The following is a 17,005-nucleotide window of genomic DNA, read 5'->3' on the forward strand; positions in this document are numbered from 1 at the left end:
CGTGCGGGCATTCGGCTCGGTGGCGCACGCGCGCGGACGCCTGGCGTTCGCCGCGCTGCTCGTCGGGCTGTCCGCAGTCTATCTCAGTGCCCCGGACGGATCCGGAGCGATCGCCCTCTTCGCCAGCGCCGTCGTGGGCCTGATCGCATTCACCACCGGCATGCTGGTTCACCGCCCGGTCAATCGGCAGCCCTGGATGTGGGCCACGGCCGCCGGCCTCGGTTTCCTGGGCAGCCTGATCGTCCGCTTCGTGGCGACCGACGTGCCGGGCCCGCTCGGCAATCCCGATCTGTGGGCCTTCGCCGGGTACGGGCTGACCGTGCCCTTCCTGGTCGGGCTGCTGCGCCGCACCTACCGCGGCGCCGACCCCACCCTCTGGCTGGACACCGCGGCGGTCGTCACCGGCTCCGCACTGATCAGCTGGGTGATGAGCATCGCGCCCCAGCTGAACTCCGACGAGGTCCGGCTCGGGCCCGTCATCGTCTACACGGTCTACCCGGTGATGGACGCGCTGCTGCTGTCCCTCACGGTGCAGCTCGGCTTCCGGCGGGGCCCCGACGCGCCGGCCCTCCAGGCCCTGATGGTGGCCATGACGGCTCTGCTGGTGGGCGACTTCGCCTACACCTTCGTCTGGGCGACCCATCCGGGGGCGAACAACCCCTATCTGAACATCGCCTACATCGTCGCCTACTGCTGCATGGGTCTCACCGCCGCGCACCCCTCGATGCGTGAGCTGTCGGACGTCGACGTCGAGCACCGGCCGGGCACGTCGCGCGCCCGCCTGGGCGTCATCTTCGCGACCATGCTGACGCCGGCCACCATCCCCCTGGTCCTGCCGGTCTTCGGCGTGGTCGACGCCTTCGTCCGGGCGGTCCTGATGACCGGCCTCGGCCTCTTCGTCTACCTGCGCCTGCTCGGCACGTTGCAGGCGCTGAGCACCGCGGAGGCGGCGGCCCAGTACCGGGCCACCCACGACCTGCTCACCGGACTGCCGAACCGGGCCGCCCTGATGCAACAACTCGACGATCACCTGCACGAGCGCGCGGCCGGGCACGGGCAGGGGTGGGTCAACGTGTTCTTCGTCGACTGCGACCACTTCAAGCAGATCAACGACACGTGGGGCCACACGGCCGGCGACGAGGTGCTGATCGAACTCGGCCACCGGCTGCGGGAACTGAGCATCGGGACGACGGACCTGGCCCGGGTGGGCGGCGACGAGTTCGTGCTCTGGATCGACACTCCCGAGGCGGCCGGCGCCGAGGCCTTCGCGCGCGCGATCCTCGACGTGTTCGACACGCCGGTGCAGATCAGTGAGGGCCGCAGCACCCGGCTGACCACCTCGATCGGCATCGCCCAGGTCCGCTTCGACCACCGCACCTCGGCGGGGGAGCTGCTGCAGAACGCCGACATGGCGCTGTACCAGGCCAAGGCCGAGGGCCGCGCCACGTTCGCCGTCTACGACGCCTCGATGCACGACCAGGTGGCCCGCCGCCTCGAGCTGGCCGACGCGCTGCGCGGGGCACTCGACCGTGCGGAGATCAGCGTCGTGTTCCAGCCGATCCGCGGCGGTGCGGGTTTCGCCGACCTCGTCGGCTGGGAGGCCCTGGCCCGCTGGACCCACCCCGACTTCGGGCCGGTCTCCCCCGTCGAGTTCGTACCGATCGCCGAGGACACCGGGTTGATCGTCGACATCGGCGCCTTCGTGATGCGCCGCGCCGCAAGGCAACTCGCCGACTGGCAGCGCCTCTTCGGCAGTCAGGCCCTGCACGTCTCGGTGAACGTGTCGTCGGTGCAGCTCATGCGGGACGACGTGTGCGGGCTGGTCGCGGGCGTCCTGGAGGAGACGGGGCTGGAACCGCACAGCCTCTGGCTGGAGATCACCGAGTCGGTCGTGCTCGACCGCACCGACATGGCCCTGCAGGCGCTGGTCCAGCTCGGCGAGATGGGGGTGAAGCTGGCCCTGGACGACTTCGGCACCGGCTACTCGTCGCTCAGCTACCTGAAGGACTTCGACCTGCACGTGCTGAAGGTCGACCGTGCGTTCGTCCGGAACCTGGCCGCCGATCGTCGGGACCAGGACCTGACCAAGGCGATGATCGACGTGGCCGCCGCGCTGCGCCTGGAGGGCGTCGTCGCGGAGGGTGTGGAGGACGAGGAGCAGGCCGCGTTCCTGCTCGAGCTCGGCTGCTCGATGGCGCAGGGCTGGCTCTACGGCAAGCCACTGCCTGCCGAGGAGGCGACGGAGGCGGCCCGCGAGACGCTGCGCCAGTCCGAGGCGGCGGCCCGGGCGGCCCTGTTGCGCACCGCGCCGGTCCCCACGCCCCGCGAACCGGACGACGTCAGGGCTTCAGCCACCGGGTGAGGAAGGCCGTCTCGTCGGTCACGACCGTCTCGAACCAGTCACCGACGTAGATGTCGAAGTGGCCCGTGTCGTACTCGTGCAACTCCAGGTTGGGCGCCTTCTTCACGTGCCGCAGAGTCGCTTTCGCCGGCGCCACGCTGTCGCGCAGGCAGACCCCGACGAACAGCGGGCTCGTCACCTTCTTCGCCTTACGGCCCGGGTTGTACAGGCCGATCCGGGTGCCCAGACGGGCCGCCACCGCGTTCTCGAAGGTCGTTCCCGGCTTCAGCAGAGCGCGGTAACCGGGTTCGGCGTCGGGGGCCGTCATCAGCGCGGCCGTACCGGGCGGACCCGCCAGCTTGACCCGCACGGGCGTCCGCCGGGTCAGCGCGGCGAACTCGTCGCGCAGGGCGTACGGCGCGACCGCGAGCGTGCTGCGCGGGCCGAGCGCCAGGGACGACGACAGCCCGTCGGTGAAGGGACACTGGCTCACCACGGCCGCCAGCTCGGGGTGCTTCGCCGCGACCACCATGACGTGCCCGCCGCCGAAACTGCTGCCCCAGATGGCGATCCGGGCCGGGTCGACACCGGCCACGCGCTTCGCGAAGGCGATCGCGGCGTCCCAGTCCTCGAGCTGGGCCCGCACCGACAGCAGCTGGCGTGGGCTGCCGCCGCTGTCCCCGAAGTGGCGGTAGTCGAAGACCACGGCGACCATCCCGGCCGCGGCGAACCGTTCGGCGAAGGCGTCGAGCCCCATGTCGCGCACACCGCCCAGCCCGTGGCCCAGCACGACGACGGGCCGAGGCCCCGGAAAGGCGTGGGCGTCGGGCCGGATCACCCAGGCCGCGCAGTCGTCGCCGTGCGAGTCGAACGTGACGTCTTCCTTGATCATCAGCTCTCCAGCTCCTGGAACAGGGTGATGTGCAGCCCGGCGGGGGCGTCCAGCCGGGCGTTGAGCGAGTCCCACGGCGTGCGGATCGGTTCGGCCACCAGCGAGGCGCCGCCCGCGACCGCGGCGTCGCTGGCCGCGTGCGCGTCGGGCACCTCGAACGCGACCCGCACCCGGGGCGCGACGGGCCGGCCCACCTCGACGTCGTCGATGTACTTCTTCTGGGCCGGGTTGGCCAGCTCCAGCGTGGCCCGCCCGGCGTCGAGGATCATCACCTTGGCGTCACCCGGACCGTCGGCGCCACCGTCGACAGTGGTCTCGTGGTAGCCCTCGACCGGCAGGCCGAGGACGTCGCGGTAGAACGCGACCGCGGCGTCGAAGTCCTCCGTCTCGACGACGAGCCTCAGTTGGATCACCGGTCTGTCGATCATCCCCGAGACGATACGAGCCCACGCACCCTTTCCGTAACCGCTTCGAAGCCCGCACCCCCGGCCAACGCCCGCCGGACCTGCACGGAGGCGCCGGGCCAGTTCACCACCACGGCGCCGGCCAGCCCGTCGTCACCCTCCTCGGTCAGCACCGCGAACCGGTCGACGTCGCCGGCCCCGCGGTCCGGGTTGTGCACGGTGACCGTGCGCTCCCCCAGGGCGGGCCGCCCGACGACGTGCAGCTTCCAGTCGTACTGGTCGCTCCAGACGAAGTCGTTCGGGCGGTGGCTGCGCGGGACCTCGGGCTGGGCGATGGCCAGCGCGACCACCAGCGACTGGTCGACGGCGTTCGTCCAGTGCTCGAGCCGCCGGTGACGGGCCTCCCCCGGCACCCGCCAGGTGGCGACGTCCCCCAGCGCGTACACGTCCGGCACGCTGGTACGGCCGGTCTCGTCGCAGACCACGCCGTTGTCGGTGATCACGTCCGAGCTGAGCAGCCAGTCGGTCTGCGGGTCGGCCCCGATGCCCACCACGACGGTCGCGCAGGCGAGCCGGCTGCCGTCGTCCAGGTGCACCGTCAGGTCGCCGACCCGGCCGGAGACGTCGAGGACCCCCACGCCGAACCGGGTGTGGGCCCCGTGCCGGTGGTGCAGCTCGACCATCTCGCGGCCGGCGACGCCGCCCAGGGCGCGCGCCATCGGCACCGCGACCGGGTCGACAAGGGTGACCTCCAGGCCGAGCGCCCGGCACGTCGAGGCGACCTCCGCGCCGATGAAGCCGGCGCCGACCACCACCACGGAACCACCCGTGGCCAGGGCCGTGCGCAGGTCGGCGTGCAGGGCCCGGCAGTCGTCCAGGGTGCGCAGCACGTGCAGCCCGCTGTCCGGCGTCCACGGTGAGGGCCGGGCGTGCGCGCCGGTGGCGATCACCACGTGGTCGTAGGGCAGGGCCCGGCCGTCGGCCAGGAGCACCCGGCGCCCCCGGGTGTCGAGATCCTCGGCGGGCACGCCCAGGTGCAGGACGACGTCGAGCTCCTCGGCCTGCTCCTGGGTGAGCAGCGGGACCGGATCCGGGATGTCCGCCGCCAGAACGGCTTTGGACAGCGGCGGCTTGTCGTAGGGCAGGTGCGGTTCGGCCCCGACCAGGTGCACCGGGCCGGTGTACCCGGCCCGGCGCAACGCCTGGACGGTGCGGACCCCGGCGATCGAGGCCCCCACCACGACGGCTCCCGCGGTGTCGGCGGCGCCGTCCGTGCTCACGACTTCTGCAGGGTGAGCGCCATCACCGGGCAGGCGGCGACCGCCTCCTCGACCCGCGGGACGTCGCCGTCGGCCACCTGCTCCTGCAGCACGATGACGACGCCCTCGCGCTCGTCGAAGTAGTCCTCCGCACCGAGCACGCAGTTGCCGTACCCCATACAGGTGTCGAGGTCCGCCTTGACCGTGGCCATCAGCGCACCGCCCCGACGGTCTCGCGACGACCCCACGTGGCCTCGATGCGGCGCCGGGCCTTCGGGTGGATGTTGACCAGGCTCAGGTCGCCGCCGTAGTGGGCGATGACGCGCGGGTCGATCACCCGGCGCCACACCGGCGGGAACAGCGCCAGCACGATCATCTTCGCGTAACCGCCCGGCAGCTGCGGGCTCTCGTCGAAGTGCCGGAGCACCTGATAGCGCCGCAACGGGTTCGCGTGGTGATCGCTGTGCCGCTGCAGCTGGTACAGGAACAGGTTCGTCGCGAGCCGGTTGCTGTTCCAGCTGTGCAGCGGGCTGACCTTCACGTACCGCCCGGCGGCGTTCTTCTCCCGTAGCAGGCCGTAGTGCTCGAGGTAGTTGACGGCCTCCAGCAGCGAGAAGCCGACGATCCCCTGCAGCACGAGGAAGACCAGGGCCGACCAGCCGAAGACGGCCACCAGGACGCCGTAGAGCACGACGGTCATGGCCCAGGCGTTCAGCACGTCGTTGCGGTAGGTCCAGGGGCTCTCGCCCTTGTTCCGGAACCGGCGCCACTCCAGGTGCAGCGCCGAGCGCAGGCTGCCGGCGACGGTACGCGGCCAGAACGCCCAGAAGCTCTCGCCCATCCGGGCGGACGCCGGGTCCTCGGCGGTGGCCACCCGGATGTGGTGACCCCGGTTGTGCTCGACGTAGAAGTGCCCGTACATGCTGGTGGCCAGCGCGATCTTCGACAGCCAGCGCTCCATGTCCTCACGCTTGTGGCCGAGCTCGTGGGCCGTGTTGATGGCGATGCCGCTGACGGAGCCGATCGCGAAGATCATGCCGACCCGGCCGATCAGGTTCGGCGGGCTGTGCGTCCAGGCGTAGCAGCCGAGCACCAGCCCCGCGTACTGCAGCGGCAGGTAGAGGAACGTCATCCAGCGGTAGTAGCGGTCCTCCTGGAGCATCGCGACGAGCTCCTCGGGCGGGTTGCCGCCGTCGTCGCCGACGAAACCGTCGACAGCGGGGATCAGGACGAAGATGATGGCGGGGCCGAACCACCACCAGGCGTCGATGCCCGACTTGTGCGCGATGCCGAAGGACGCGAACGGCAGCATGGGCACGATCAACGCGGCCGGCCACATCCACTTCTTGGTGTCCCGCCACGCCGGCACCGCCGGGCGTTCGGCGGCGACCGTTGCGCCATTCATGCGTCCACGCTCCTTCGCACTAGACGTTTCCATCGATCAATGGAAAGGTGCGGGGAACGTAACAGACGGATGTGAGCGCGACAACACCCCCGTGGTGCGCGACACACGCCCGGCCCCAAGCTTCGCAAACGGCGACACGAGGAGGTCTCGTCATGCCCAAACACACGGCTCCGACCAGCACAGACGTCACCCTGACGGCCCAGTCGAACTTCTCGGCGGTGCCGGTCGACGACGGCCGCAAGCCCTCGCCGCCGTGGGTGGGTGGCCTGGTGGCCGCCATGATCTGGGTGATGGCCCTCTGGCTGCTCGGGTACACCCTGCTCGACCTGCCGTTCCAGCAGGCGATCGGCCCGTGGAACTACCTTCTGCTGCTGGGCATGGTCGTCGTGCTCGCGGTGGTCATGCGCAGGTGGCGCGGCGACGTCCGCCGGCACGTCACCGACGGCGCCCCCGCCCGCTGAAGCTCCGTCGGACCCGGCGAGGTCAGGGTCCCGGGTCCGACGGGTGAGTCCGAGGGGTCAGTAGCCCGGGAACACCGCGCGCAGTTCGTCCAGCGTGACGTCGCCGGTGACGTCGACCCCGGCGGGGGTGTGCTCCGGCTTCAGCCGGCCGGCGACCAGCCGCAGGAACGCGGCGAGGCTCCCCGAGAAGGTGGCGGACGTCGTCCCGGCGGCCTGGGCGAGCGTCGCCCCGTCCTCGAGGGTGAGGACGTAGCCGGAGTCGCCGACCGCGACGGTGACCGGGCGACCCAGCCTCTCGGTCTTGGCTGCGAAGCCGAGCATGAAGCCGAGTTCGCCCGCCAGGTGCTCGGCCAGGATTTCGGCGTGCTCGCCCGCCAGCTCGGCGGCCGGGTCGTAGGCGACGCGCACGTCCCAGCCGTGCAGCTCCGCCTCGTTCAGGCGCATGCCGACCGCGCCGGCCAGGCTGATCGGCGCCGGCAGGAAGCCGAGTCGCACCTTCAGCGACTCGCGCGTCTCCGGGTCCAGGTTCTCGAGGAGCGTGACGAGCCGTTCGTCGAAGTCGAGGAACCCGGCGGCCTGCGCCCAGGCCGGGAGGTTGTCCCACCGGTCCCAGACCGTGCGGTTGAACTCCTGGTCGGGAACGTCGGCTCCCTCGAGGGCGGGCTTCCAGGTGGCGGCGAGGCCGATCTCGGCGCCGCTGCCCAGGTGCGACAGGACGTCGGCGACCACCCAGTCGTCGGCTCCGGACGGCGCGGTGAGCGCATCCTCCGGGGTGTCGGCCACCAGGGCGGCCAGCAGGTCGTGGTCGGTGCGCAGTGCGGCGATTGAACGCTCAGCCAAGGTCACCGTGGAAGTGTATGTACGTGGACTTCACGGTGGAACCTGCCACGGCCGACCGGTTCGACGACGTCACCACGATGCTGGCACCCAAGAAACCGGCGGCGGTGGGCTGCTGGTGCCTGAGCTACCGGCTGGAGCCCCGGGAGAACCAGAGCCTCGGCCCACGAGAGCGGCGGGACCGGATGCGCGCACTGTGCGGGGAGGCCGTCTCCCCCGGGGTGCTGGCCTACGACGCGGGCGGGGACGTCGTGGGGTGGGCGGGGGTGGCGCCCCGCTCGCAGCTGTACACCTTCGAACACAGCACGAAGATCCCGCACGTGGACGACGTCCAGGCATGGTCGTTGTGGTGCCTGAAGGTGCGGGCCGGGCACCGGGGCCAAGGCGTCGCCCGGGCCCTGATCGCCGGGGCGGTCGACTACGCGATCGCGCAGGGCGCCCCGGTGGTGGAGAGCTACCCGGTGGACAACCGGGGCGCGAAGGTGGACACCACGATGGCCTTCGTCGGAACGCGAGCCATGTTCGAGGCCGCGGGTTTTCGCGTGGTGGCCGACACGTCGTCGACGCTGGCCGGCCACCCGCGCGTCGTCATGCGCAGCGCTTAGGGGATGCCCTGGCGCTCAGTCCTCGCAGTCGGAGGTGAGGCCGCCCAGCATCCGGCGGGCGGCGTCCCGCAGGTGCTTCTGCTGGGCCCGCGTCAGCGGGTCGAAGACGAGCCGGCGCACCTCGGCCACGTGCCCGGGGGCGGTGGCGACGACCTTGTCCCACCCGTCGTCCGTGAGGACGGCGAGCGTCACCCGGCCGTTGTCGGGGTCGGGGGTGCGGCGCACCCAGCCGCGCCGCTCCAGGCGCTTCACCACGTGCGAGAGGCGGGACAGGGAGCCGTTGGTGATCAGGGCCAGCTCGCTCATCCTCCGGGTGCGGCCGGGCGTCTCGGAGAGCATGGCCAGCACGAGGTACTCGAAGTGGTTGAGCCCCGCGTCGCGCTGGAGCTGGGCGTCGAGGGCGGCCGGGAGCAGGGTCATGAGACCGGCGAACGGCATCCAGGTGGCCTGCTCGTCGACATCGAGCCAGCGCGGTTCCATCCCCCCAGCATAGTTGACGCTTCACATGTCGACCTGCTTAGTTTGACTTGAAGCATCAACCTTCTACTGCTTGAGGAGCCCTGCATGAACGTGGTCCTGTGGGTCGTCGCGGCTGCCCTGGCCGTCGCCTTCGCCGGCGCCGGCCTGATGAAGATCGCCCAGCCCGCCGAGAAGCTGATCGCGGGCGGCATGGGCTACGTCGAGGACTTCGCGCCGCCGGTGATCAAGCTGATCGGGGTGCTCGAGGTGCTGGCGGCGATCGGGCTGGTCGGGCCCCCGCTGCTGGGCTTCGCCGAGATCCTGACGCCGCTGGCCGCCACCGGGCTGGTGCTACTGATGATCGGGGCGATCATCACGCACGCCCGCCGGGGCGAGACGCCGATGATCGTGGTCAACGTCGTCCTGCTGGCCCTGGCCGCGTTCGTGGCGTGGGGCCGGTTCGGGCCGCACTCGTTCACCTGAGCCTCGGCCCCTGAACCTCGGCGCCCCGGGCGGGCCGCCGGTCGGAGCGATCACCCGGCTGGTGTAGCCTTGCCGAGTTGTTTCGGGCTGTAGCGCAGTTTGGTAGCGCACCTGACTGGGGGTCAGGGGGTCGCAGGTTCAAATCCTGTCAGCCCGACTCTGTGATGTCGCAAGACATCCGAAACAGGCCGAACCTACGGGTTCGGCCTGTTTCGCTTCGTGGGTTCTCCAGGATGCGGTGGCGCTTGCGCGGGTGGATGTTCGCCTGGCGCACGAGGGCAGAGCGATCCGCTGCCTGTTCTACCTCGACCTCGACGGCTTCAAGGAGATCAACGACACCTACGGGCACGACCAGGGGGACGACGTCCTGCGGACCGCCGCCCGGCGGCTGCGGCGCGCCGTGGGCGCCGATGACCTGCTCTGCCGGATCGGTGGGGACGAGTTCGTCGCCGTGCTGACGATCGACACCGCCGAGCCCGGCGAACTCGAGCACGCCTCGGACCGCCTCCGGGAAGCGGTGTGCGCGCCCGTGCCCAGGCGCGGGTCGGGCGGTGAGAGCGTCGCGGTCGGGGTGAGCATCGGACGCGCCCTCATCGTGCCCGGGTCCTCCGTGGACGTCGCCATGAAGGCGGCCGACCGCCAGATGTACGAGGCCAAGCAGGCCACCCGGGGGGCCCGGAAGAGCGCGCCGCCGGTCCCCGCTGCGAGCTACCACGCGTGATCACAAAGCCGAGAACGTCCGGAGGGCCGCCCTGACCAGGCACCCGAAAGGCCCAATCGCCTACCCGGCGTGACGTCCGGAGTGACCCTGTTCGGCCGATCAAGCGACCCCCTTCGGCTGACGAAGAACGACCAGTGCGGGCAGGTCTGAGCAGACGGCTGCCGATCCCGGTGAGGCTCCTCATCACGATCGGCGTACCGCTGCTCGCCCTGGTCGGCGTCCTCGGTACTCAGATCAAGGACGCCCGGGACACCGGGGACCGGGCCTCCCAGTCACTGGTCCGGGCCCAACTGCTGCGGACGGTCGCCGTCCTGCAGGGCACGGTGGTGGCTCCGGAGATGATCGCGCACGGACTGAAGCCGAGACCGGGCATGCCGCTGATCACCCAGCTGGCCCTGAACTCCACGTACAACCTGATCAACAAGCGGGCCAACGACGCCGCCACCGCCCTCGAGAAGCTGATGATCAGGCAGGGTTCGGCGGTTCCCACGGACGCCCGGCAGGCGTTCGAGGAGGAGATCCACGCGCTCCGGGTGGTCACGTCCGGAAACACCGGTGCCGCGGCGATCAAGCGTCTGAAGGTCGCCCGCACGGCGGCCGACGACGCCCTGACCGAGCTCTTCCTCCAGTTCACCGACTTCACCTGGGCCCTCTACCAGGGCGTCATCGAGATCTACCGCACGCGCTACTACGAGGTCAGCGCCCTGCTACCCATGCTGGCCGGGTACCACTTCGTGTCAGCCTCGGAGCTCTCGGTCCTGTCGGGGGCTCGCGAGCAGGCCGTCATCCGGTCGAGCTTCGGCACCGACGAGAGCACTCGGCAGAAGATCCAAGCCATCATCGACGGAGAGAACTTCAAGAAGTACGTGGCCTCCGTGGCACTGGCCGTGAAGATCGCCGAGGGACGGCACGCCCCCCTCGACGGCAGCCAGGTGGCCAAGGCCGGGCTCGGCGCCCTGGCGGTCTCCGACGAGGAGGACGTCAACGTCAAACTCGTGCAGGACCAGGCCTCGGAATCCATCCGCAGGACAGCCGAGGAGGCCCACCACCGGGAACGGGTCGCCCTGTGGATCGCCGGGGCCACTCTGCTCCTGACGTTCCTGCTGGCGATGGCCGCCCTGCGCTCGATCCTGTCGCCGCTGCGGCAACTCAACCGCCGCGCGGGCGAGCTGACCCGCGGGCGCCTGGACGGCCCACCGGTCCCGGTGGTCGGCCGCGACGAGCTGACCCAGCTGGCCGCCGCCCTCGAGGGCAGCGCCGCGACCCTGCTGCACGTGAACGCCCAGGCCCAGGCGATCGCCGACGGCCGGATGGACGACCCCGCCCTCGACTCCGCCGCGCCGGGCCCGTTCGGCGAGGTCCTCCACGCCAACGTCATCGCTGTGCAGGCGCAGGCGGCCCGACTGCAGCACGACGCCGACCACGACCCGCTCACCGGCCTGCTCAACCGGTCCGGCCTGGACCGGGCCGTCGCCGCGGCGCCCCCGGAGGCCGTGGTCGCGGGGCGGGCCACCCGCTGGCTGCTCTACATGGACCTCGACGGGTTCAAGGAGATCAACGACACCTACGGCCACGACCAGGGTGACGACGTCCTCCGCGCGGCCGCCCAGCGACTGGTTCGTGCGGTGCGTCCCGACGACCTGCTCTGCCGGCTCGGCGGCGACGAGTTCGTGGCCGTGCTCACCGTCGACACCGAGGAACCGGCCGAGCTCGAGTACGCGGTGGCGCGGGTCTCCCAGGCCGTCTGCACCCCGGTGCCCAAACGCCGTTCGGACGGCGGGACCGTGGCCGTCGGGGTCAGCATCGGACGGGCCCAGATCCCGGCGAACGGCGACATCGATTCGGCGATGGCCGTCGCTGACAAGCACATGTACGAGGTGAAACGGGCCGGTAAGGAGGCCCGCCGGGCGGCCGGCCTACCCGTGGGCCGCCAGGCCGTGGTGGATGACGTCCCACGACTCATCCACAATGAGTAATCACATGCTCACTTTAAGCAGTTAGACTGCCGGGGTGTCGAGCGCAGCGGCAGCCCCTGGCTCCGGGCGGGCCCGCGCGGCCGAGCAGGTCGATCGGGTGAACCGGTGGGCGCTGCGGCGCCTGCCCGACCTCAACCGGGAGATCCTGGCCGGCACCCGCCCCGGGTCCACCTTCCCCGCGGAGCTGGCGCACGCCGTCCTGCCCGATCTGCCCGATCCGCGCGAGTTGACCGTCGCCCGCTGCGAGCAGCTGGTCGTCAGCCTGGGCCTGGCCGGGGCCTCGGTGGCCCGGCACTACCAGGAGGCCGACGAGGCGCATCGGGCCACTCCGGCGGCAGCGTTCGACGGACTCGTGACGGCCGACGGGCGCAGTTTCCGCCAGTACTTCGGCGAGATCGCCGACCGCACCGGCACCGGGCACGCGCACCGCGACACCTTCTCCAGCCTGGTGCGCTGGAACCTGCCGCCCTGTGACGTCGAGGTCGCCGGGGCCACGCTCGTCAGCGTCCGCAGCCGGTTCGCCGACGGCCGGGCCCGCACGTACACCGGCGCCCCCGACGAGGTGCGCTTCCTGGGCCTACTCAAGGCGTCCGAGGCGGTCGAGCAGGCCGCCAACACGCTGCTGAACCCGATCTCCGACGGCACCCTCCACCCCGACGACCCGTACGCCGCCAACAGCGTGGCGCGGGCCGTCGTCCTGATCGACCTGCTGCGCAGCATCAACCAGGACTTCATCGCCCGCCCTCCCGAGGACGGGCTGCGCACCGGGTTCTTCCTCGACGTGTTCCGGCAGTTCGCCGTGCACTGGGAGGTCGGCGACGTGCCGCCGAGCGGCGCCCAGGACGTGGAGTTCCTGATCCGCGACCTCCTGCTCGGCATCGACCTGGCCGAGTACCCGCGAATGCTGCGCGCCGTCTTCCCGAGCCTGCTGGCCGGTGAGCGGCTGGCCCTCTACGAGCTGTTCGAACGGCCCTCGTTACCGGAACTGGTGCTGGACCACCTCGACCTGGACGGCGGGCAGCAACTGGAGGCCGCGACTCCGGCCGAGCTGCGGGCCCTGGTCCACGAGCACCCCGTGCTGGCCGCGCTCTACCTGCTGCTGAACGCGCACGCGCGGATCGCCGGGGTGCACCTGCGGATGTCGAAACGGTTCCTCTTCGACCCGCAGCGCGATCGGGACCAGTCCGGCTACGGCGACCCCGGCGTGGTGTCGAACCGGGTCGGGACGACGGGGATGGACGAGCAGCGCCTGGAACTGCTCACCCACGCCCGCCACCACCACCCGCTGCGGGCGCTGAGAGCCGTTCCGGCCCGGGAACTCGAGGAGATCGCCGGGCTGCCCCGGCTGCGCGACCAGCACGTCGAGGTCCGGTTCCGCGGGACCACGCTCTCCCCCGAGGAACTCGGCCTGCCCGCGCCCGGCCTGCCCCAGCTGCGGCCGCCGGCCCACCTGCACGAACACGCCACGGGGAGGCACTGAGATGGGTGACGCCCGCCTCGACCCGAGGGTCCGGCACGGCCTGCCCGACGCCCGGATGGGCCCGGAGCAGCTGCTGGCCCTTCTCGACCACACCTCCGCGGTCGTCTACGTGCGCGACCTGGAGGGCCGTTACGTCCTCGTGAATCGCGAGTACGAAAGGCTTTTCGGGGTACGTCGCGAGGAACTGCTCGGCCTCACCGACCACGATCTGTTCCCGCGGCAGGTGGCCGACGCGTTCCGGGAGAACGACCTGCAGGCGATCCTGGGCGGGCGGCCGGTGACGATGGAGGAGGTCGCCCCGGGTGAGGACGGCAGCCTGCACACCTACGTCACGGTGAAGTTCCCGCTGCTGGACGCCGCCGGTAAGGCGTACATGATCTGCGGCATCTCGACCGACATCACCGACCGCAAGCGTGCCGAGGACGAGGTCCGGCTGCTCAACGCCGAACTGGAGCAGAGGGTCGAGGAGCGCACCGCCGAGCTGGCCGCCAGCACCCAGGAACTCGACGCCTTCGCCTACTCCGTGTCCCACGACCTGCGGGCCCCGCTGCGGGCCCTGCACGGGTACAGCCAGGTGCTGCTGGAGGACTACGCCGGCGACCTGGACGAGACCGCCACCGGCTACCTCGAACGGCTCCAGGCCAACGCCACGAAGATGGACACCCTGATCGAGTCCCTGCTGCGGCTGTCCCGGACCACCCGGGCCGAACTGCACCGCCAGCCGGTCGATCTGGCCGAGCTGGCCACCTCGATCGTGGCCGACCTGCGGGCCGCGGAGCCCGGCCGCGAAGTCTCGCTCGTCGTCGACGGGCCGCTCAGCGCGACGGGCGACGTGCACCTGCTGCGCGCGGCGCTGCACAACCTGCTCGCCAACGCCTGGAAGTTCACGGCCCGCAGCGATTCCGCGCAGATCAAGGTGGGCTGGGTGGCCCAGACCGGCCGGCCCGCGAGCCTGGCCGGACCGCCCGGGCCGGCGTTCGTCGTCGCGGACAACGGCGCGGGGTTCGACCCGCGGTTCGCCGCCAAGCTTTTCCAGCCGTTCCAGCGGTTGCACCACCAGGAGGACTTCGACGGCAGCGGCATCGGGCTGGCCATCGTCAAACGGATCATCCGGCGGCACGGGGGCGACATCTGGGCCGAGTCCGCCCCCGGCGAGGGCGCGACGTTCTACTTCACCCTCCCGAGAGGTGCGTGATGCCCGACCGGTTCCCGCGGCCCGAGGTGATCCTCCTCGTCGAGGACAACCCGGACGACGTCGCCCTCACCGTGCGCGCCTTCCGCAAGAACAACTTCGTCAACGAGATCGTCGTGGCCCGCGACGGCGCCGAGGCCCGCGACCTGCTGCTGCCCACCGACGGCCGCGAAGCGCTGCGGCCGCTGATCGCCCTGGTCGACCTCAACATGCCGCGGGTCGGTGGGCTGGAACTGATCCGCAGCCTGCGGGCCGATCCGCGCACCGAACTGCTGCCGGTGATCGTGCTGACCACGTCCAGCGAGGAACGCGACATCGCCGAGAGCTACCGGCTCGGGGCGAACAGCTTCGTCCGCAAGCCGGTCACGTTCGGCGAGTTCCTCACCGCCGCCAACGTTCTCGGGATGTACTGGCTGATGGTCAACGAGCCACCGGGGGCGGCGGTAGAAGTCGATCGGCCAGAGCCTGCAGATCGGGCGTCACGTACGTGAAGCGCTCGGCCAGACGGTCCAGGTCGTCGGCCGGCAACCCCACCCGGTCCACGAAGGCCGTCCGCATCCCGAAGGTCGCCGCCGCCTCGACGTCGTACTCGTGGGCGGCCACGAACAACACCTCCGCCGGGTCCAGTTCCAGCCGTTCGAGCAGGAACCGGTAGGTGCGCGGGTCGGGCTTGTTGGCCCCGACGAGCTCGCACGACAGCATCATGTGCCAGCGAAGCCCCGACGCGAACGACATGTCGGTCGCCTGCGCCAGGCCCGCCGTGGTCAGGGTCACGAGCCGGTAGTGGCGGAACAACCGCTCGAAGGCGGGCGGCGAGTCCGGGAACGGGGCGAGCCGGTGACCGAAGCGACCGGCCGCCCGCACGTCCTCCTCGGCCGGTTCGAGCGCCAGGTCGGCGAGGGCCGTCCGCAGGGCGGCCAGGTCGGTCGCGGCGCCCGGCGTGTACGCCGCCTCCCCGGCGGCCATCGCCCGGGCGCGGGCGCTGCGCGCCCGGTTCCAGCTCGTGAACAACTCCTCGACCCGGCCGGGGGCGAGCGCGGTGCAGGCGGCCCGCATTCCGGCGTCCTCGTCGAGAACCGTGCCGAGGACGTCGAAGGCGAGCGTCGTGATGCTCATGAAGGCCAGGCTACGGGCCGGTCACCGCGGCACGTAGGCGAACGTGTCCGGGTCGGGACCGGTGCGCTCGTCCTTGTTCAGCGCGCTGATCGACGTCACGTCGGCGTCGGTCAGTTCGAAGTCGAAGATCTCGAAGTTCTCCCGGATGCGTTCGGGCGTGACCGATTTCGGGAACACGATGTTGCCGAGCTGCACGTGCCAGCGCAGCACCACCTGCGCGGGGCTCTTCCCGACCCGCTCGGCGATCGCGGTGATCGTCGGGTCCTCGAGAACCCCGCCCTGGGCGATCGGCGACCACGCCTCGATCGCGATGTCGTGGTCGGCACCGTAGGCGCGCAGCTGCGGCTGGGTCAGGTACGGGTGCAGCTCGATCTGGTTCACCACCGGTTTCACGGTCGTCTCGGCCAGCAGCCGGTTCAGGTGGTGGACCTGGAAGTTCGACACGCCGATGGCCCGGACCTTGCCGTCCCGGTAGCCCTGCTCGAGCGCCTTCCACGCCTCGGTGAAGTCGCGGACCGTCGCCAGCGGCCAGTGGATCAGGAACAGGTCCAGCCGCTCCACCCCGAGCGCGTCGAGCGTCCCGTCGAGGGCGCGCGCCGCGTCGTCGTAGGTCTGGAAGCCGTTGTTCAGCTTGCTGGTGACGAACACCTCCGCCGGGTCGAGGCCGGACTTCCGGATCGCCTCGCCGACCTCGCGCTCGTTGCCGTACATCTCGGCCGTGTCGATGTGCCGGTAGCCGGTCTCCAGGGCGGTCGTGACCGCCTGGACCGTGTCCTGCGGCTTGATCTGGAACACGCCGAACCCCAGCTGCGGGATCTCGACGCCGTTGTTCAGGGTGATGGTCGCAACGCTCATACCTACACCCTGCCGAGGACCGCCCGGTAGCGCACATGCAGATCATATCCCCGCAGATGCGGCGTACTAGACCTCACTGATCCGTATCTGCGGCTACAATCGCGAGTCATGCCCAGCTTCCGCGTCCGCCAGGCCGCCACGCTGCTCGGGGTCAGCGACGACACCGTGCGCCGGTGGCTCGACTCCGGGCGGCTGCGGTCGTCCACCGACGAGGCCGGACGACGAGTGGTCGACGGGGCGGACCTGGCCGCCTTCGCGACCGACCTGGCCGCCGCCTCCCCCCAACCCGACGAGGCGCCCCGCCCCAGCTCGGCCCGCAACCGGTTCACCGGCCTCGTCACCCGCGTCGTGCGCGACACGGTCATGGCCCAGGTCGAGATCCAGGCCGGGCCGTTCCGCGTCGTGTCCCTGATGAGCCGGGAGGCGGCCGACGAGCTCGGCCTCGAACCCGGCGTCCTGGCCGCCGCCAGCGTGAAGTCCACCAACGTCGTCGTCGAACTACCCGAACCCTGAGGGGAA

19 protein-coding genes and 1 tRNA gene are annotated in these 17,005 nt (G+C 71.1%); 11 read left to right on the forward strand and 9 right to left on the reverse strand.

Features of this window, described 5'->3' with window-relative positions; translation table 11 throughout:
* The first annotated feature begins 1 nt into the window (after position 1).
* Complete coding sequence (locus ACIB24_RS19780; RefSeq protein ID WP_398283893.1) at positions 2-2,362, forward strand: putative bifunctional diguanylate cyclase/phosphodiesterase; 2,361 nt, start codon at positions 2-4, stop codon at positions 2,360-2,362.
* On the opposite strand, the gene ACIB24_RS19785 is transcribed toward ACIB24_RS19780, so the two are convergent.
* From ACIB24_RS19785 to ACIB24_RS19805, 5 genes are read right to left on the reverse strand one after another with little or no spacing between them, the layout of a single operon-like run.
* Complete coding sequence (locus tag ACIB24_RS19785) at positions 2,340-3,233, reverse strand: alpha/beta hydrolase (protein ID WP_398283895.1); 894 nt, start codon at positions 3,231-3,233, stop codon at positions 2,340-2,342. The two genes, ACIB24_RS19780 and ACIB24_RS19785, sit on opposite strands and share 23 nt — an antisense overlap.
* Positions 3,233-3,661 carry a VOC family protein gene (locus ACIB24_RS19790; RefSeq protein WP_398283897.1) on the reverse strand — a complete coding sequence of 143 codons (429 nt, stop codon included), beginning with the start codon at positions 3,659-3,661 and terminating at the stop codon, positions 3,233-3,235. The genes ACIB24_RS19785 and ACIB24_RS19790 overlap by 1 nt, the downstream gene beginning before the upstream one ends.
* Complete coding sequence (locus tag ACIB24_RS19795) at positions 3,658-4,917, reverse strand: NAD(P)/FAD-dependent oxidoreductase (protein WP_398283899.1); 1,260 nt, start codon at positions 4,915-4,917, stop codon at positions 3,658-3,660. The genes ACIB24_RS19790 and ACIB24_RS19795 overlap by 4 nt, the downstream gene beginning before the upstream one ends.
* Positions 4,914-5,108: a ferredoxin gene (locus ACIB24_RS19800; protein ID WP_398283901.1), complete on the reverse strand. Its 195-nt coding sequence runs from the start codon at positions 5,106-5,108 to the stop codon at positions 4,914-4,916. The genes ACIB24_RS19795 and ACIB24_RS19800 overlap by 4 nt, the downstream gene beginning before the upstream one ends.
* On the reverse strand, positions 5,108-6,301 hold the full coding sequence (locus tag ACIB24_RS19805) for an alkane 1-monooxygenase (protein ID WP_398283903.1): 1,194 nt from the start codon (positions 6,299-6,301) through the stop codon (positions 5,108-5,110). The genes ACIB24_RS19800 and ACIB24_RS19805 overlap by 1 nt, the downstream gene beginning before the upstream one ends.
* A gap of 152 nt (positions 6,302-6,453) precedes the next feature.
* Here ACIB24_RS19805 and ACIB24_RS19810 point away from each other — a divergent pair, with 152 nt between their 5' ends.
* Complete coding sequence (locus tag ACIB24_RS19810; protein WP_398283905.1) at positions 6,454-6,762, forward strand: cell division protein CrgA; 309 nt, start codon at positions 6,454-6,456, stop codon at positions 6,760-6,762.
* Positions 6,763-6,819: 57 nt separating this feature from the next.
* On the opposite strand, the gene ACIB24_RS19815 is transcribed toward ACIB24_RS19810, so the two are convergent.
* Entirely contained in the window at positions 6,820-7,608 is a 789-nt protein-coding gene (locus ACIB24_RS19815; protein ID WP_398283907.1) for a maleylpyruvate isomerase family mycothiol-dependent enzyme, read from the reverse strand.
* A 29-nt stretch (positions 7,609-7,637) separates the two neighbouring features.
* Between ACIB24_RS19815 and ACIB24_RS19820 the strand changes: the two genes are divergently transcribed.
* Entirely contained in the window at positions 7,638-8,204 is a 567-nt protein-coding gene (locus ACIB24_RS19820; protein WP_398283909.1) for a GNAT family N-acetyltransferase, read from the forward strand.
* 15 nt (positions 8,205-8,219) lie between these two features.
* On the opposite strand, the gene ACIB24_RS19825 is transcribed toward ACIB24_RS19820, so the two are convergent.
* Positions 8,220-8,684, reverse strand: a complete 465-nt coding sequence (locus ACIB24_RS19825; protein WP_398283911.1) for a MarR family winged helix-turn-helix transcriptional regulator — start codon at positions 8,682-8,684, stop codon at positions 8,220-8,222.
* Positions 8,685-8,768: 84 nt separating this feature from the next.
* On the opposite strand from ACIB24_RS19825, the gene ACIB24_RS19830 reads away from it, so the two are divergent.
* The 7 genes from ACIB24_RS19830 to ACIB24_RS19860 all read left to right on the forward strand — a co-directional run bounded on the left by ACIB24_RS19830 (position 8,769) and on the right by ACIB24_RS19860 (position 15,006).
* Positions 8,769-9,146: a DoxX family protein gene (locus tag ACIB24_RS19830; RefSeq protein ID WP_398283913.1), complete on the forward strand. Its 378-nt coding sequence runs from the start codon at positions 8,769-8,771 to the stop codon at positions 9,144-9,146.
* Positions 9,147-9,229: 83 nt separating this feature from the next.
* Positions 9,230-9,303, forward strand: a tRNA-Pro gene (locus tag ACIB24_RS19835).
* Positions 9,304-9,399: 96 nt separating this feature from the next.
* Positions 9,400-9,867 carry a GGDEF domain-containing protein gene (locus ACIB24_RS19840; protein WP_398283915.1) on the forward strand — a complete coding sequence of 156 codons (468 nt, stop codon included), beginning with the start codon at positions 9,400-9,402 and terminating at the stop codon, positions 9,865-9,867.
* Positions 9,868-10,037: 170 nt separating this feature from the next.
* Entirely contained in the window at positions 10,038-11,843 is a 1,806-nt protein-coding gene (locus tag ACIB24_RS19845) for a diguanylate cyclase (protein ID WP_398283917.1), read from the forward strand.
* Positions 11,844-11,877: 34 nt separating this feature from the next.
* Positions 11,878-13,323 carry a hypothetical protein gene (locus tag ACIB24_RS19850; RefSeq protein ID WP_398283919.1) on the forward strand — a complete coding sequence of 482 codons (1,446 nt, stop codon included), beginning with the start codon at positions 11,878-11,880 and terminating at the stop codon, positions 13,321-13,323.
* A 1-nt stretch (position 13,324) separates the two neighbouring features.
* Entirely contained in the window at positions 13,325-14,518 is a 1,194-nt protein-coding gene (locus ACIB24_RS19855; protein WP_398283921.1) for a sensor histidine kinase, read from the forward strand.
* Positions 14,518-15,006 carry a response regulator gene (locus tag ACIB24_RS19860; RefSeq protein ID WP_398283923.1) on the forward strand — a complete coding sequence of 163 codons (489 nt, stop codon included), beginning with the start codon at positions 14,518-14,520 and terminating at the stop codon, positions 15,004-15,006. The genes ACIB24_RS19855 and ACIB24_RS19860 overlap by 1 nt, the downstream gene beginning before the upstream one ends.
* On the opposite strand, the gene ACIB24_RS19865 is transcribed toward ACIB24_RS19860, so the two are convergent.
* Entirely contained in the window at positions 14,936-15,631 is a 696-nt protein-coding gene (locus tag ACIB24_RS19865; protein ID WP_398283925.1) for a haloacid dehalogenase type II, read from the reverse strand. The genes ACIB24_RS19860 and ACIB24_RS19865 overlap by 71 nt on opposite strands.
* A gap of 21 nt (positions 15,632-15,652) precedes the next feature.
* Positions 15,653-16,486, reverse strand: coding sequence for an aldo/keto reductase (locus ACIB24_RS19870; RefSeq protein WP_398283926.1), 834 nt, complete (start codon positions 16,484-16,486; stop codon positions 15,653-15,655).
* Positions 16,487-16,594: 108 nt separating this feature from the next.
* On the opposite strand from ACIB24_RS19870, the gene ACIB24_RS19875 reads away from it, so the two are divergent.
* Positions 16,595-16,999: a molybdopterin-binding protein gene (locus ACIB24_RS19875; protein ID WP_398283927.1), complete on the forward strand. Its 405-nt coding sequence runs from the start codon at positions 16,595-16,597 to the stop codon at positions 16,997-16,999.
* Positions 17,000-17,005 lie beyond the last annotated feature (6 nt).

Source organism: Spongisporangium articulatum (assembly GCF_044465595.1).
In the GTDB taxonomy this organism is placed as follows: Bacteria; Actinomycetota; Actinomycetes; order Actinomycetales; family Kineosporiaceae; genus Spongisporangium; species Spongisporangium articulatum.